The sequence below is a fragment of the Rhodococcus sp. OS5 genome, from assembly GCF_056837585.1.
The window spans coordinates 6,081,708-6,096,640 of sequence record NZ_CM166368.1 but is presented as its reverse complement, the minus strand read 5'-3'; the positions used below and the strand labels follow the sequence as shown (position 1 = coordinate 6,096,640).

The following is a 14,933-nucleotide window of genomic DNA, read 5'->3' as shown; positions in this document are numbered from 1 at the left end:
GGCATATGTCATGGTGGCAGGACCTCGAAGCAGAACACTTCGAATGGGCTGTGCCAGAGCAATTCAACATTGCGCACGCATGTGTCGATGAACAGAATCCCGATGATCTGGCCCTCGTCGTAGACACCGGTGGGCACTGGGCGCGGTACACATTCGGTGAAGTCGCCACGATGAGCCGAAAGTTCGCGACCGTGCTCGCAGATCTCGGCCTCGTCTCAGGCGACCGCGTCGGTGTGATGGTCCCACAGGGAATCGAGGTTCTGGCGACACATCTGGGCGCCTTCCGATCCGGAATGGTCACCGTTCCACTTTCGGTCAAGTTCGGATCGGATGCGTTAGTACATCGGATGCGTGACTCCGGCGCAAAAGTTCTTGTGGTCGAGAAGGACTGCTATGAAAGAGTTGCCGACGGAATCGGTGAGATACCGGGTCTCGAAGCCGTAATCGTGGTCGGAAGGCTCGATCGGCTCTCCGATTCGACGCCCGTGCAAATCCTCGATTTCCACAGCCTCGTCGACGATGCCGCAGAAAGTAGTGAACTGGTAGCCACGGGCCCCGATTCACATGCCATCATCATCTACACCTCAGGGACGACCGGGAATCCGAAAGGCGCGCTCCACGGGCACCGAATTCTCCTGGCGCACATGCCCGGTATGCGGACGGCGTTCGACAATGCTCCGCAGCTGGGAGACGTCTTCTGGACGCCGGCAGACTGGGCCTGGATCGGTGGTTTGTTCGACGTACTGTTCCCCGCACTTGCGTTGGGGTGCCCCGTAGTTGCGACGCCCGACAAATTCACGCCTTCGCGTGCGGTCGAGATTCTGAGCCGTCACAAGGTGACGGGCGCCTTCATTCCTCCCACTGCCCTCAAGCAGATGCGAAGCATCGGCGTCGACAAGAATGCTGCGCGTGGTATTCAGCTGCGGGCATTGGGAACCGGTGGTGAGGCACTCGGTGACGCGCTGCAAGCCTGGGTTGCGAGCACTCTCGGCGTAGCTGTCAACGAGTTCTACGGGCAGACGGAAATGAATCTGACCATCGGCACGTCGCGGTCGAAGTGGAGTCCCGCCAGCGGTTCGATGGGCCGCGCCTTCCCCGGCTTCGAAGTCACCCTCCTCGATCCACTCGGCGAGCCGGTCGAGATTGGTGAGGTAGGCGAGATCTGTGTGAAGGCAGGCAACCCCGGACAGTTCCTCGGATATTGGAACCAGCCGTCGAAGACCGATGAAAAGGTGTACGACGGTTGGATTCACACCGGTGATCTGGGTCGGACTGATGACGCCGGGAACTTCTGGTACCAGGGACGTGCCGATGACGTCATTTCGTCCGCGGGGTACCGAATCGGCCCCGGAGAGATCGAAGAGTGCCTGCTCTCGCACGACGAGGTAGCCATGGCAGGTGTCATCGGTGTTCCGGATCCGTTGCGCGGCGAAGCGGTTCACGCTTTTGTCGTACTGTCCGAGGGGTCGAACTCCTCGGAGGAGCTCCGTTCGGAGTTGCAGACCCACGTGAAAAGTCGCCTTGCTTTCTACCAGTACCCGAGGGAGATCACGTTCATCGACAGCTTGCCGCTCACCACTACCGGCAAGATCCTCCGACGTGAACTCCGAGCGCTGGCCACCTCCGCGAACGGACTCGGCTAGCAGAGGGCTACATGTTGGGTAGGACCACGACGAAGAACCAGCCGCTCAGTGCCAGACCGATAAATCCGGTGAAGAGGCCGACTATTGCATCCCATGGCAGCTGGCGGGCATTCGAGAGCAGATGCCCGCCAGACTTCGTCGGGTGACGTCGGAGCGCGAAGATTCCTGTTGTGATCGCGCCGACGCCCAGCAGGATGCCGAAGCCGAAAGCCCAGAACAGGAGTACCGACAGCGCGCCGAGCATCTCAGACCGCTCACTCCAGCGTGCGATGCGCTGTGTTTCGGTGGGCGGAGGCCACTTGTGTGAAGGCGACAGAGCTGCTCCGAAACGGCGGGTGTGGTGACGAATTGACTGGTCGCTGAGAAACATTGTCCACCACGCCTGGAGTTGAGTCGATGTGCCGCTGGTATGTACTCGTCTACCCCGTCTTCGCGGATGTATTCCGCTGATTTCGAGGCTAGGTGGTTGCCGCTTCTTCCCAGGAGTTTCCATTCCACACGATGGAGATGGGGTATTCGTTGTTGACCCCGTTTTCCCAGTAGTCGATGACGCCGTGGCGCTCCGATTCGAGTTCGATCCAGCCGATGCTGAATCCCCCTCGAAGTACGCGTTGAGCCCGGCGGTCGATCTTGTCCAGGGAACTGCAGAGTCCTCGCACGCGGGAGTCGATCCAGCCCGCAGAGGCATCAAGAACGGTGATCTCGACGATGCTCGCGTCGCTCAGCGGAATCTCGATGAGAAGCTCGCCGGAATCTCGTACCTCTCGAGTCGATCGATTCTCGTAGGCGTGCAACAGCTCTCGCGGTTCGAACACCGAAGGGTCGCCGTCGGACCGTCGAGACCAACCGAAACGCTGCACGGACACATTGTCTCCCACGAATTGCAGGAATGTCATTCGATGTGAATGAGGCCGTCCAGGGCGTCCAGTACCCGGTCCAGCCCGAACTCCCAGGCCGCCTCGGGGCTGTACGGGGAGTTCTTGGCCTCGCCGGCCGCCCCTCCGACTCGCTGCGCCAGCGGGAAGTCGTCGCCGAGATAAGCAGCCAGACGCTGGTTCCAGGACGACCACACCTCGGCCATGTCGGCTGCTCGGGGGTCAGGGCGCCGCGCTTGCGCCGAGGATCGGGCGAAGTCGGCGACAAATGTCAGGGCGGAGTCCCGGTCGATGTCGCTCAGTCCCGTGCCATCGAAGGCGTGAAGTTCGTGGTCGTACTTCGCGATAGTTCCCGGACCCAACGCGGAGCGCTGATCGGAGATGTCCAGGAGCCACCAATGCTCCGTATAGAGGGCAAGTTCTTCCTCGGCGACCCGACGCACACGTTGGCGCCAGGTCATGTTCCCGTACGGCAGGAGTGGGCTGTGTCCGTGTACGGCGTCGACCATGAGCACCAGCAGATCGTCGCGGGATCCGACGTGGGTGTACACCGCCATGCCCGAGATTCCGAGTTCGGCGGCCAATCGGCGGACCGTCACGGCGTCGAGGCCGTCGGTATTCGCGACGGAGATCGCGACGTCGACCGCCTGTGAGGTGGTGACCTTCGCTCGTGGGCCGCGGGTGCCACCCTTCGGCGCGAGGGGGTGATCGCGCCAGAGCAGGTCGATCAGTTCGCGTGCCATCAGTCGTCTCCAGAAATCGGGAATACCTCAACGGTGGTATACCTTATACGGTGCATACTGTATGCACTGCATAAGGTTTATCGATCATGGGAGGCCCACGATGAAAATCACCAGCACTGCTCTGTCCTTGAACGTCGCCGACACCGACGCATCGGCAGACTTCGCGAAAACCCATTTCGGTTTCACCGAGGCCATGGCCGATGACGGCTTCGTTTCCCTGAATCATCCGGATGCCGGGGTCAACGTGGTCTTCCTGCGCACCGGGCTCGGGACGTTCAAGCCCGACTTCGTCGCAGGTCCGGCCGGTCAAGGCTTGCTCATTGCATTCGTGGTCGACGATGTCGACGCCGAGTTCGCCCGCATCGCTGCTGAAGGTGCCTCCGTCGTCACCGAACCGGAGACGGAACCGTGGGGTGAGCGTTACTGCCAGTTCGTCGACGCCAACGGAATCGTGTGGCAACTCGTTCAGTGGGTGTGAAGAACCCGAGCGCTCGGCTCCGCGGCGCGCGGCACAGAACGTAACCAGAGGGCGCGTTCGACGGACTGGGCTTGGAAGCGCTGCGGTGAGATCCCGTGCGCAGTGCGAAACGCTCGGCTGAATGCGGGCAGGTGCGCGTAACCCAGGTTCCTCGACACCGTGCCGGGTGCAACCCCGAGTTGGAGTTGGGTGCGTGCCTGGGTCATCCGTGAAAGCGATCGCCACTGCGGATACGTGGTGCCGGTTTCGATACGGAACTCCCGGCGCAGCCTGGCCGCGTCGGTACCGAACTCTTGCGCCCACTCGTCCAGAGTGCGAGGGTCGGCCGGGCGGGCGGCGATCGTCGCTGCCAGTCGTGTGGCAATCGAATCGGCGGGCGAGGTGTTCGAAACCGGTTGTGCAAGAGGGCCGGTGGCGATGATGTCGAATGCCGTGGCGCTGTCGTGGCCGCGCGGGCGCAAGGGCGTGTATGCGGCGACGAAAGTGTGCAGCAATGCCAACTCGTCAGCGGGGGAGAACTGCACGGTCTCGAGGGCGTCGGCAGATACGGTCGACCCGTTCGAGGAACGGAAGCCGAGCGGCAGAAGCAGTGAACCAGTCGGAACCGTGACGGTATTGAGGACGCCTGCAGGAAGAATCATGGCCTCTCCGGTGCGCAGTTCCCAGCTGCGGTCCGCGACGTCCACCCGGGCTTGGCCTCGGTAGACCCACACGGCGACGTGGGCGCCGTTGACGCGCGGCCACGTCGCATTGGCCGGTATCGGCGGCGCTGTTTCCCCGGGCTGCCTGGGCTCTGCGAGCATGCGGACCAATGCTTGATCGTTGTCGGTGTCCACGCTGCGATCGGTTGGACCGGAGAGGGCCCGGCGGCGATGGTCACTCGGGCTCTCTCCCATCTGGGCCCGGAACGCACGCGTGAATCCGCTGCCCGTTTCGAAGCCGACTTCGTTTGCAATCCAACCGATCTCGCGGTCCTGCTTCAGGTACTCCAATGACGCGGCGATCCGAGCTCGTAGCCGCCAGCGCGTGAAGGTGAGGCCGGTTTCTTCCACGAAGTACCGCTGGAGCGTTCGAATGCTGATCCCGGCACGCTTCGCGAATTGTGCCTCGGTGTCGTCGGTGCCAGGTGTTCGCAACAGGGCGTGCGCGATCTCGAACGCTTCCCGTGATTGCGGCAATTGCGGCAGCGAGGTGGCCCCGTCGTCGGCCCGGGTAATCATTTCGAACAAGGACGACGGGTGTGCAGCGTCGCCGCGCAGATAGCCCAGGTTGTGAACGAACTCGTGGATCAGTCTGTCTTCCCATCCGGGCGGAACGCGCAGACGCGTCACGGTAGCCGGCCCGGCGCTGACGCCGTTCGAGGGCGGAAGCAGGATGGGAAACGCGACGGAATCCGAGTCCGTCTCCATCGAATATCGCACGCCCGCCGGGATCCACAACAACTCGCCCGCCGGCACCTCGTAGACGGTCGATCCGGTCCTGACGCGTCCACTACCTGCGAGAACCCAGAACAACAGCGGTGAGCGGCCGATGCTTGGCTCGGTGCGGCAGGCGCGGATCGGCCCCAAGTCGATTGCGTCCGACCTTCCCGATAGTGGTAACACGTTGGCACTCCTGGACAACCCTTGCAACTTAAGTATGGCTAACTTTACCTCTGCCGACTGCGTTCGCAGCGGCGCACTCTCGTATCTTCAGAAAGCCACATACTCATGCGCAGATCTCTACGCCCGACGGCGGCAGTACTCGCCGCGGTCGTCGCCCTCGCTCTTGCCGGCTGCTCGAATTCGTCAGGTAGCGACACCGGAACCGAGGGCACCCAGGAAACCTCCGGGGCCACCGAGGGCTGGCCGCGCACCGTCGATCACGGCGGCCGCAGTACCGAGATCACTGCAAAGCCGACTCGGATCGTGTCCACCTCGCCGTCGTTGACCGGCACGCTGCTTGCGATCGGAGCGCCGGTGGTCGCGAGTGCGGCGACAACGCCGTCGGGAATGACCGATGACCAGGGGTTTTTCTCCCAGTGGTCGGGCGTGGCGGCTGATCGTGGCGTCGCGGTGCTCTACCGAAATCTCGAGCTGGACCTCGACGCGATCGAGACCTTCGAGCCCGATCTGATCATCGGCTCCGCCAACGGCGGCGACTCGACACTCGATGCCTACTCACAGCTGAGCGACATCGCACCCACTGTTCTTCTCGACTACGGCGCCAGCTCCTGGGAGGAGCTCGCTGATCAGCTCGGGACTGTCACCGGACTCGAGAGCGAGGCCGCCAAAACCGTCGACGAATACGACAGCTGGGTCACCACCCAAGCCGCGAAGATCAAACTTCCCGAGCAGCCGGTGACGGCACTGGTCTACATGGGTGCCGACGGTGTCTGGACGTTCCGAGCCGACAGCCCGCAGGGCAATCTGCTGGCCTCGCTCGGCTTCACCTATGCCGAGCCCGCCGAGCAGTTTGTCGCTCCGGACAAGCGGGGTGCCTCCGGCGTCGCGATCGTCAGCTCCGAAAACATGTCTGCCGCACTAGACGGGGCGCAGACGCTGTTTGCCGTCTCGATGGGGCCCAAGGACGTGGAGAAGCAACTCGCGGCCGACCCGCTCCTTGCGAATCAACCTGCGGTCAAGGGTGATCGGGTATACGCGATGGGAACGGCAGCCTTCCGTCTCGACTACTTCAGTGCAAAGCAGACGGTCGAGTCGCTGGTGTCCACGTTCGGTGGATGACCGCGTGGGTGTTTCTGTGCAGTCCCGGACCGAAGCGCCACTGCGGTCCGGGACGGCAGCGCGTGCGGGGTTGTTGGTCCTCGTCTCCATCGTTGTAATCGTGCTGGCATCCGTCGGCGGACTCGTCATCGGCTCACGCAACATCCCCGTCTCCACTGTCCTCGATGCAGTTCTTTCCTACGACGCCGGTAACAACGAGCACCTGATTGTGATCGAATCACGTTTGCCTCGAACAATTCTCGGGCTTGTGGTCGGGGCCGCGCTCGGACTGGCCGGCGCGCTGATGCAGTCGATCACCCGCAACCCTCTAGCCGATCCGGGACTACTCGGTGTGAACGCCGGAGCATCAGCAGCAGTCGTCATTGCGATTGCCTATCTGGGGGTGACTTCGGTCGGCGGCTATCTGTGGTTCGCGCTTGCCGGCGCGGCCGTTGCCTCGGTAGGTGTGTACATGTTGGGGTCGGCGCATCGCAGCGCCGCGACCCCAGCGCGCATGGCGCTTGCCGGTGCCGCTGTTGCGACGGCGATCACGGCTCTCACCAGCATGGTTCTCATAAGCAACGAGGCCGCATTCAATCAGTTCCGATTTTGGGCAGTGGGTTCGTTGCAAGGCCGCGGCGGAGACGTGATCGTCACTGTTCTGCCCTTCGTCATCGTCGGTATCATGTTGTCGTTGTTGCTGATTCGTCCACTCAACGCAATCGCGCTCGGCGAGGATGTCGCCAAAGGGCTCGGTGCCAGCACCGGACCCGCACGGGTCGGATCCGCTGTCGCAGTCATCCTGCTGGCAGGGGCCGCAACTGCGGCGGCTGGACCGCTCGGATTCGTGGGCCTGGCTGCACCGCACATCGTGCGCGGCGTCGTCGGGCCGGATCTGCGATTTCTTCTGCCGTGCGTGCTCGTTGTCGCACCGGCATTTCTGCTCTTGGCCGACGTTCTCGGTCGCGTTGCCACAGCGCCGGGAGATCTGCAGACGGGGATCGCCGTGGCGGTGCTCGGTGGCCCCTTGTTTGTTGCGCTTGTTCGCTCGCGGCGGGTGGCGTCGCTGTGAATGCGATTGCAGCACAGCCGGTTCCACCGCTATTCCGCGGTTGGGTGGTTCGAATCGGGTCGTACTCGTGGCGGATAGTTCCGCGAGTGCTGTTCGTAACCGTGACAATCAGTGCGGCATTGGCGGCGCTCTCGTTTGTCGCGCTGATGTATGGAACCCTGGATCTGTCCTTGGGCGAAGTATGGCGTGCCCTGCACGGCGAAGGCGCCCCAGCGGCGGTTCGGTCCGTCCAGAATCGCAGGCTGCCGCGGCTGATCACGGCGATCGGCGTGGGCGGAAGCCTCGGTGTGGCCGGCGCGGTTTTCCAGACGCTTTCGCGCAATGTTCTCGGATCGCCGGACATCATCGGTTTCACCACCGGCGCTGCGACTGCAGCCGTGGTTCAGATCGTCTTCTTCGGAGGCGGGGTACTGCAGACCGCGGGCGCCGCTGTTCTCGGCGGCATGCTGACGGCGCTTCTGGTGTACGCGCTGGCACGCAAAGACGGCGTCAGCGGCGGTCTTCGACTTGTCCTGGTCGGTATCGGCGTGGGCGCGATGCTGAGCGCCGTGATGTCGTTCCTGGTGGTGCGTGCGGATATCGACGACGCCACCGTTGTGCAGCAGTGGACGGCCGGCTCGCTGACCGGGCGCGGTTGGCCACACGCGGTCAGTGTTGCGATCGCCGTCGGTGTTCTCGTTCCTGCTCTCGTCGTGGTGTCCCGGCGCGTCACCATGATGGAGATGGGCGACGACGCAGCGTCCTCGCTCGGGATCTCCGTGGAGCGATACCGATTTGCCGGCATTCTGCTTGCGGTCGCGCTCACCGGCGCGGCGACCGCGGCCACCGGCCCCATCGCATTTGTGGCGCTCGCCGCTCCCCAGATCGCACGACGGTTGGCACGGCGCAGCGGTGTTCTTGTCGCGACTTCCTTCCTGCTCGGCGCAGTTCTGCTGGCGGGCGCCGACTTGATCGCGCAAGCGGTCGAGGTCGGTCTCCGCACTCCGGTCGGTCTCGTCACCAGTCTGCTCGGTGGTGCCTATCTGATCTGGCTGCTCGCTCGTCAGGCCTGAAAAAACTCGCTACGAAAGAGATTCATGACTACTGCCACCCCAACATCGCGGCTGCGTGCCGAGAAGATCGAACTACGGTACGCCGATCGAACCATCGTGGACGAGTTGAGTCTCGAGATCCCCGATGGAGGGTTCACCGTCGTCGTCGGACCGAACGGGTGTGGCAAGTCGACTTTGTTGCGTGCGCTCGGCAGAATGCTCGCACCTCGATCGGGTCGTGTTGTGCTCGACGGTAACGATATTCGGTCCTATCGAACCAAAGAAGTCGCCCGGCGAATCGCCCTGTTGCCACAGTCCCCGCTCTCTCCTGGAGCGATCAGTGTCGCAGACCTCGTATCCCGCGGCCGATATCCGTATCAGAGCATGCTGCGCCAGTGGTCACCCGAAGACGAGCATGTTGTCTCCGAGGCCCTGAATGAAGTCGGAATGCGATATGCAGCAGACCAATCGGTGGACGAGCTGAGTGGGGGACAACGTCAGCGGGTATGGATCGCCATGACGCTTGCGCAGCGCACCCCGGTGTTGTTGCTCGACGAACCGACCACCTTTCTCGACATCGCACACCAGATCGAGGTTCTCGACCTCTGTTCCCAACTCCACCAGTCCGGTCGAACATTGGTCGCGGTCCTGCACGACCTGAACCTCGCGGCCAGATATGCCACGCACGTAGTTGCCATGCGGTCCGGAAAAATTGTCATGCAGGGCAGTGCCTCGGACGTCTTCACCCCTGAGTTACTGCGCGAAGTCTTCGACCTCGAGGCGCTGGTTCTCGAAGACCCGGAAACCGGACGGCCACTTGTTGTTCCGCGTGATCGAAGACCTGTCAGTCAGCTACCCGTCCACAACTGAACCACCGATCAGGAGATATCAATGACTACCGCATCTCGACCTGAAGAAACTGAAACGTCTGCGTCGGCAAAGGCGCCACGCGGAGAAGACCACGACCGCGGTCTCAACGACGTGGTTGCCGTCGTCGAACGCGTCGAACGGCCGACCGAGAGCATCTTGCGCATCGCCGTCCAGTTGACTTCGTCGGCGGACGACCCGAATTGGTTGCGGCCCAACGTCGCATTTCGCATCCAGCTCGGTCCGCAGTACGGCGACGTCTCTCGCGTCTACACGGTGCGCACCTGCAACGCGCCGAGCAGTTCGATGACCTTCGACGTAGTGCTGCACGGCCACACCAGCCCGATGATGAGGTGGGCCGCCGACCTGCGTGTGGGTGACACGTTCTCACTCACCGGTCCTCGCCCGCACTTCCTCGTTCCCGAGATCGCCGGGCGCCGCGTCGCACTGTTCGCCGACGATACCGCGATACCTGCCCTCTATTCGATTCTGCTTCAGTGGCCCGAGGGACTGACCGGCGTCGGCTGGGTCGCCACCGGTGACGCCGAGGCTTTCGCGGAACTACCCGTGATCCCCGGCCTCGAGCTGCACCATGTCGAAGACGGCCTCGCCGGGTACGCCGTCGAACTCGATAACCCGGGAGACTACGCGGTGTGGGGTGCCGGGGAACGGGACGAGATGCGAGCCATTCGAGCGCATTTCCGCAAGACAGTCGGCCTGGCGAAGGACGATGTAGTTGTCTTCGGGTACTGGAAGCGAGGGGTCAGCACTACCGAGATAGATCAGAACCGACTTCGGAACTACACGAGCATCCTCGAAAACGGCGGCACGCTCGCAGACATCGACGATCTGGCAATCGGTATCTGATGCGACTGTTGGATTCGTCAGCCCACCGCGTGTTCTTCCGGCGCCAGGGAATTGCCCGGTGCGATGTTCGAGCAGTTGTTCGGCAACTGATTTCCGTTGAAACGGTCGTTGAGCCAGGTGATGGCGCCGGGGAGCCACAGCGCGCCACCCGGAACGTGACTGATGGTGTCGTACTGGTCGTACTGGATGGACAAACCTGCGTCGCAATAGCGAGTGGCGAGTGAGCGGACGTCCCCGGCAACCATGACTCCGTCGCCAGGGCCGACGCCCGGTCCACCTGGCTGGGTGCCCTCGAGGGCTCCGTTTGCGGCTTGAGCGATGAACATCGGGATGGTGGGTATCGGCGCGTTGCCCATGTTGATCTTGTTGGCCACGTCGACGTACTCGGGCACCGAGTTGGGGTTCGCATACTCTGGTTTGGCAAGGTCCTGCCAGGTCACCCCCGGGTACTGCAGGATGACGTTCCCGATCGAGGCATCCTCGATCCGAGGTAGGAGTTCGCGTCCGCGATCGCCCAGATACGGGTCGAAATCTATGTCGTAGGCACGGGCAAGTCCGACGACCGCCATCCCGACAACGCCTGCCCAACCGATGCTTCCGTTTGCGTACCGGAGGTTGTTTGCCGGGTTGACCAACAGACCACCCTGGGCGGCGCCGATCAGGTCCTCGTTGATGTCCGGGGCGTAGTCCGGCGCGAGGATGGACGCCCAGTTGGTGGCGATTGCTCCGCCCGAGTATCCCATCAGACCGATCTCGGCTGAGTCGGAAATACCTGTCTCGGATGTGTTGCGAGCGGCACGGAGGGAGTCGAGAGTCATCATTCCGTATTCGGGTCCTGCCGCGAAGTCCGCGTTCGGGCCCTCGGTGTCGGGAATGACGACGGTGTAGCCCAGCGCCAGTAGAGGACCGAACATGACGGCTTCGCCGGAAGCGAGAGTCCCGCCGAAGGCGACATTGCGCCCGCTGACGGTAAGGCTGCCGATCGGGGTGTCCCCCGCGATTGCTCGTGACGGTCCGTCTTCCGGGTTCAGCGAATCGTAGGCAGACTGGAACGAGACAACTTTGTCCGGCTGGGCATTGGGTGGTCGAAGAATCGATGTGACATTCGCAGACGGCCGGCCGAGAGCGTCGGTCGACCGGTACAACACCTGTACGGCTTGCAACGGGGTAGGAATGTTGACGACGTGATAGGGCAAGGTTCTCGTTTTGAGCACGGCCCCAGGCTGATACGACGACAGCGGTGCCGAACCGTCGTACTGATAGAAGGAATCCGCCGACGGTTGCGCGGCGACAGTAGGTGCTGTGATGCCTGTGAGTGCAATGGCTGTCAGCGCCACCGCTCCCTGAAAGAGAATCTTTGATGCCACGATCGACCCTTCGGTTTCGTATGTCTCTCGGTACTTGACGGGCTGGTGTGATGACGACCACACGTTATCTTACTTTTGAGTAATAAACGAGAGGCTTGCGCCGGTTGTTTGAATCATGCATGGACGCAATGTGATTGAGATCTTTGAAGTGGCCTTGCTAATTCTGCTCAGGGTGCCATGTGTACGATACGACTAGTAGCTGTCGCGACGAGCTGCTGCCTTGGGCTGTTCCGGGTTGTCCGATTCCGGGAAATGTTCTGTGCTGCACGGTATTGAAGGACGAAGGAGTGGACATGGGTAAGCGCGCTCCCGATGACGGCGTGTTTCGAGACTCGGCCGGCGCCCAGGCTGGACTGCTCACTCCTCCGAGCGGTGCACGTAGCGAGGCGGCCCACGAGAAGGCCCTTCGGTCAGCGGAAGCGCTTCTGAAATCCGGGGGAATGAAGGCGGCGACCATCGATGCGATCTCCGAGCAATCGGGCGTCAGCAAAGTCACGCTGTATCGGCACTGGCCGTCGCGGCAGGCGATCGCCGCTGAAGCGTTCGGTGTGCTCATGGCCCGGCACTTGACGTTTCCGGAGACCGACAGTGCGCAAGACGATTTGAACGATTACCTCGAGGACATCGGAAGGTTCTACCGAGGTCCACTCGGGTCGATCTTTGCCGAACTTGTCGGCGCGTGTGCCAACGACCCGACGACGGCTGCATACTTCCGTACCTTCTTCCTCGACGAACGTCGTCGCGGCTTCGCCGAACTGATTCGACGATGTGTTGAGTCCGGATACTTCCGCGACGACATCGAGATCGAGGAAGCGATCGATCTCTTCTTCGGTCCCTTGATCTACCGGATGTTGGTGGGGCACGCGAGTATCGACGACAACACGGTGCGCTCGATCATCGATCATGCAGTTCGTGGACTCCGGAACGGTGTCTAAAGGGGATATTCGCTGAAATCCTTTGTGCTGGAGAGGGTACTGCCCTCTCCAGCGTTGCGCGATGTGTGTCAACTCGGCACTGTCAGCTGAGCATTTTCAGCACGTTCTGGTACTCACCGTTGATCTCGGCATGACGAAGTGGCTTGGCCGCTTCGACCACAATCTCTGTGGCGTTGTCGTCAGCTTTCAGTAGAGCAATGGTTTCTTCGATGTAATCATCAAGGGGTAGAGCCGATTCCGAGTTCTCCTGGTTCATCAGTGTGGTGCGGACGCCCGGTGGGATGAGTTCGATGCACTGGATCGAAGTATCGGCGAGTTGAACGCGCATGCTCTCGGTGAAGAGATGAACGGCAGCTTTCGTGGCGTTGTACGTGGGCGTGATGGGAAGTGGGACGAAGCCGACGGCGGATGACACAGTGACGATGGTGGCGGTCGGCTTCGTCAACAGATGCGGAATGAACTGGCCGACCAGTCGAATAGTCCCGAGTAGGTTCGTCGTGATCGTTCGTTCGGCGACGTCGAGGAAGTCCGGGTTCTTCAGGTCCTCCGGGTACATGATTCCCGACATCGTCACAAGGACGTTCAGATCGGGAAAGTCCTCCGTTACGGATTCATACGCCGTTCGAATGGATTTCGGGTCGTCTACGTCGATGACGACGGTACTGATCTTCGGATGCTTGCTCGAGATCTCTTGCAGCAGAGTGGATCGCCGTCCACCGATGATTACCTTGTTCCCCTCGTTCTGCAATGCCACTGCAAGTGCGAGCCCGATACCGGAGGTTCCGCCGGCAATGAAGATGGTATTTCCCGAGATATTCAATGTGTGTTTCCTTGGTTTGTCGTGGGCGTCGACGTGGCGACAGTGATGGATTTGAGTTGGGTGTATTCGTTGAGCGTCTCGAGGCAGAACTCTCGCCCGAGACCGCTTTCCTTGAATCCGCCGAAGGGGACGCCGCCTCCCAGATTGAAGTACTGATTGATCCAGACGCAGCCCGCATCGAGACGGTCCGCGGTTTCCATGGCGTTCTTCAGGTTCGAGGTATAGATCCCAGCAGCGAGTCCGTATGGAGTGTCGTTGGCTTCTGTGATCACTTGCTCGTAATTGTTCCACTTGAGGACGCACAAAACAGGCCCGAAGATTTCGTCCTGCGCAATTCGCATCGAGTTCGTGACCTCCAGAATTGTCGGTTCGACGAAGTTTCCGGCTTCGAATCCCGGCACTACTGTTCGGTTGCCGCCGGTAAGTACTTGTGCGCCTTCTTCGATTCCGGAATTGATCATCGAGATCACACGATCGGCATGTTCCTTGTGGATTAATCCACTCAGTTCGGTGTCCTCCTCGAGTGGTGGCCCGACTCGCAATGATCGGAATCCTGCGACGAGTTTTTCCACGAAGGCGTCATAGATATCCTCGTGGATGAAGAGACGTGTTCCGGCCAGGCAGGATTGGCCGTTGCACATGAGGACACCCGCGGTGGCATCGGCGACCACTGCATCGATGTCCTCGATATCAGGAAACACGATGCTGGGACTCTTGCCGCCGAGTTCGAGAGTGGTCGAGATCAGCCGGGATGCTGCGGCGTGTGCCACGAGTCGGCCGACTTCGGTGCTTCCGGTGAAAGCGAGTTTGCTGACCTTCGGATGGTCTATCAAGGCTGCGCCGGCTTCCTCGCCAAGACCAGGGACAACATTGAAAACGCCTGCGGGAAACACGTCGGCGGCGATCCTGGCCAGCTCCATGACTGAAACACAGGCATTTTCATCAGGTTTGAGTACGACGGTGTTTCCGGCTGCGAGAGCCGGCGCGATCTTGAATGCCGTCATCACCACGGGATCATTCCAGGGAATGATCTGTCCACATACGCCCAATGGCACTCGCTTCGCGACCAGGTATCCCGATGCCAACTCGCGGCCGAAGCCATGGTGGGCCAACGAGATTGACGCAAAGTATCGCAGGTGTGAGACGGCGGCTCGATAGTCCTCTCGCATCTCCCTGATATGCCGCCCGGTATCCCTGCACTCGAGTTGGGCAAGCTCTTCGGTTCGATCCTCCACGAGCGCGGCAAACTGCAAGATTTTTGCGGATCGTTCTTCAGTGGTCAGGTTCGCCCATGCAGGAAATGCCCGCCCGGCGGCTTCGACCGCATCATTGATTTCTTCTGCCCCGCATCGGGACAGTGTGGCGAGTAGAGCGCCGGAAGCGGCGTCACGCGCCTCGAAGGTGGATGTGCCGATGGCTCGGAACGCTCCATCGATGTACGCACCGTATTCACGAACTGCTTGACCTTCCATGGATCCTCCTAGATCGGTCAATCGGTGAAGTTCGAAGTGTACTGTACGTTTCGTACACTTG

15 protein-coding genes are annotated in these 14,933 nt (G+C 61.5%); 8 read left to right on the top strand and 7 right to left on the bottom strand.

The window, feature by feature from the left end; genetic code table 11:
• The first annotated feature begins 5 nt into the window (after nt 1–5).
• Nucleotides 6–1,643, top strand: coding sequence for an AMP-binding protein (locus ACVZUB_RS28545; RefSeq protein WP_482627994.1), 1,638 nt, complete (start codon nt 6–8; stop codon nt 1,641–1,643).
• Nucleotides 1,644–1,650: 7 nt separating this feature from the next.
• Here ACVZUB_RS28545 and ACVZUB_RS28540 read toward each other — a convergent pair whose 3' ends face one another.
• The 3 genes from ACVZUB_RS28540 to ACVZUB_RS28530 all read right to left on the bottom strand — a co-directional run bounded on the left by ACVZUB_RS28540 (nt 1,651) and on the right by ACVZUB_RS28530 (nt 3,261).
• A complete protein-coding gene (locus ACVZUB_RS28540; protein WP_482627993.1) occupies nt 1,651–2,013 on the bottom strand; it encodes a hypothetical protein in 363 nt (120 codons plus the stop codon).
• An 88-nt stretch (nt 2,014–2,101) separates the two neighbouring features.
• Nucleotides 2,102–2,539: a hypothetical protein gene (locus ACVZUB_RS28535; RefSeq protein ID WP_007735701.1), complete on the bottom strand. Its 438-nt coding sequence runs from the start codon at nt 2,537–2,539 to the stop codon at nt 2,102–2,104.
• Entirely contained in the window at nt 2,536–3,261 is a 726-nt protein-coding gene (locus ACVZUB_RS28530; RefSeq protein WP_007735703.1) for a TetR/AcrR family transcriptional regulator, read from the bottom strand. Before ACVZUB_RS28530 ends, ACVZUB_RS28535 begins: the two co-directional genes overlap by 4 nt.
• A gap of 100 nt (nt 3,262–3,361) precedes the next feature.
• On the opposite strand from ACVZUB_RS28530, the gene ACVZUB_RS28525 reads away from it, so the two are divergent.
• Nucleotides 3,362–3,739: a VOC family protein gene (locus ACVZUB_RS28525; RefSeq protein WP_030537422.1), complete on the top strand. Its 378-nt coding sequence runs from the start codon at nt 3,362–3,364 to the stop codon at nt 3,737–3,739.
• Here the strand turns inward: ACVZUB_RS28525 and ACVZUB_RS28520 are convergent.
• Nucleotides 3,727–5,343, bottom strand: a complete 1,617-nt coding sequence (locus ACVZUB_RS28520; protein ID WP_482627992.1) for a helix-turn-helix domain-containing protein — start codon at nt 5,341–5,343, stop codon at nt 3,727–3,729. The genes ACVZUB_RS28525 and ACVZUB_RS28520 overlap by 13 nt on opposite strands.
• A gap of 105 nt (nt 5,344–5,448) precedes the next feature.
• Between ACVZUB_RS28520 and fepB the strand changes: the two genes are divergently transcribed.
• The 5 genes from fepB (at nt 5,449) to ACVZUB_RS28495 (ending at nt 10,278) form a co-directional block, all read left to right on the top strand.
• Complete coding sequence (gene fepB, locus ACVZUB_RS28515; RefSeq protein WP_007735706.1) at nt 5,449–6,462, top strand: Fe2+-enterobactin ABC transporter substrate-binding protein; 1,014 nt, start codon at nt 5,449–5,451, stop codon at nt 6,460–6,462.
• Nucleotides 6,463–6,466: 4 nt separating this feature from the next.
• A complete protein-coding gene (locus ACVZUB_RS28510; RefSeq protein ID WP_482627991.1) occupies nt 6,467–7,513 on the top strand; it encodes a FecCD family ABC transporter permease in 1,047 nt (348 codons plus the stop codon).
• An 86-nt stretch (nt 7,514–7,599) separates the two neighbouring features.
• Nucleotides 7,600–8,565: an iron chelate uptake ABC transporter family permease subunit gene (locus ACVZUB_RS28505; RefSeq protein ID WP_333821967.1), complete on the top strand. Its 966-nt coding sequence runs from the start codon at nt 7,600–7,602 to the stop codon at nt 8,563–8,565.
• Nucleotides 8,566–8,589: 24 nt separating this feature from the next.
• Nucleotides 8,590–9,414, top strand: a complete 825-nt coding sequence (locus tag ACVZUB_RS28500; RefSeq protein ID WP_482627990.1) for an ABC transporter ATP-binding protein — start codon at nt 8,590–8,592, stop codon at nt 9,412–9,414.
• A gap of 21 nt (nt 9,415–9,435) precedes the next feature.
• Nucleotides 9,436–10,278, top strand: a complete 843-nt coding sequence (locus tag ACVZUB_RS28495) for a siderophore-interacting protein (RefSeq protein WP_058038429.1) — start codon at nt 9,436–9,438, stop codon at nt 10,276–10,278.
• A 17-nt stretch (nt 10,279–10,295) separates the two neighbouring features.
• Here the strand turns inward: ACVZUB_RS28495 and ACVZUB_RS28490 are convergent, their stop codons facing one another.
• Nucleotides 10,296–11,645 carry a lipase family protein gene (locus ACVZUB_RS28490; RefSeq protein ID WP_058038488.1) on the bottom strand — a complete coding sequence of 450 codons (1,350 nt, stop codon included), beginning with the start codon at nt 11,643–11,645 and terminating at the stop codon, nt 10,296–10,298.
• A 293-nt stretch (nt 11,646–11,938) separates the two neighbouring features.
• Between ACVZUB_RS28490 and ACVZUB_RS28485 the strand changes: the two genes are divergently transcribed.
• On the top strand, nt 11,939–12,580 hold the full coding sequence (locus tag ACVZUB_RS28485; RefSeq protein ID WP_058038428.1) for a TetR/AcrR family transcriptional regulator: 642 nt from the start codon (nt 11,939–11,941) through the stop codon (nt 12,578–12,580).
• Between the two features lie 82 nt (nt 12,581–12,662).
• Here the strand turns inward: ACVZUB_RS28485 and ACVZUB_RS28480 are convergent, their stop codons facing one another.
• Complete coding sequence (locus tag ACVZUB_RS28480; RefSeq protein WP_054188305.1) at nt 12,663–13,400, bottom strand: SDR family oxidoreductase; 738 nt, start codon at nt 13,398–13,400, stop codon at nt 12,663–12,665.
• The gene (locus ACVZUB_RS28475) at nt 13,397–14,872 is read right to left on the bottom strand and encodes an aldehyde dehydrogenase family protein (protein ID WP_482627989.1); all 1,476 of its coding nucleotides are present in this window, start codon (nt 14,870–14,872) and stop codon (nt 13,397–13,399) included. Before ACVZUB_RS28475 ends, ACVZUB_RS28480 begins: the two co-directional genes overlap by 4 nt.
• Nucleotides 14,873–14,933: the final 61 nt, after the last annotated feature.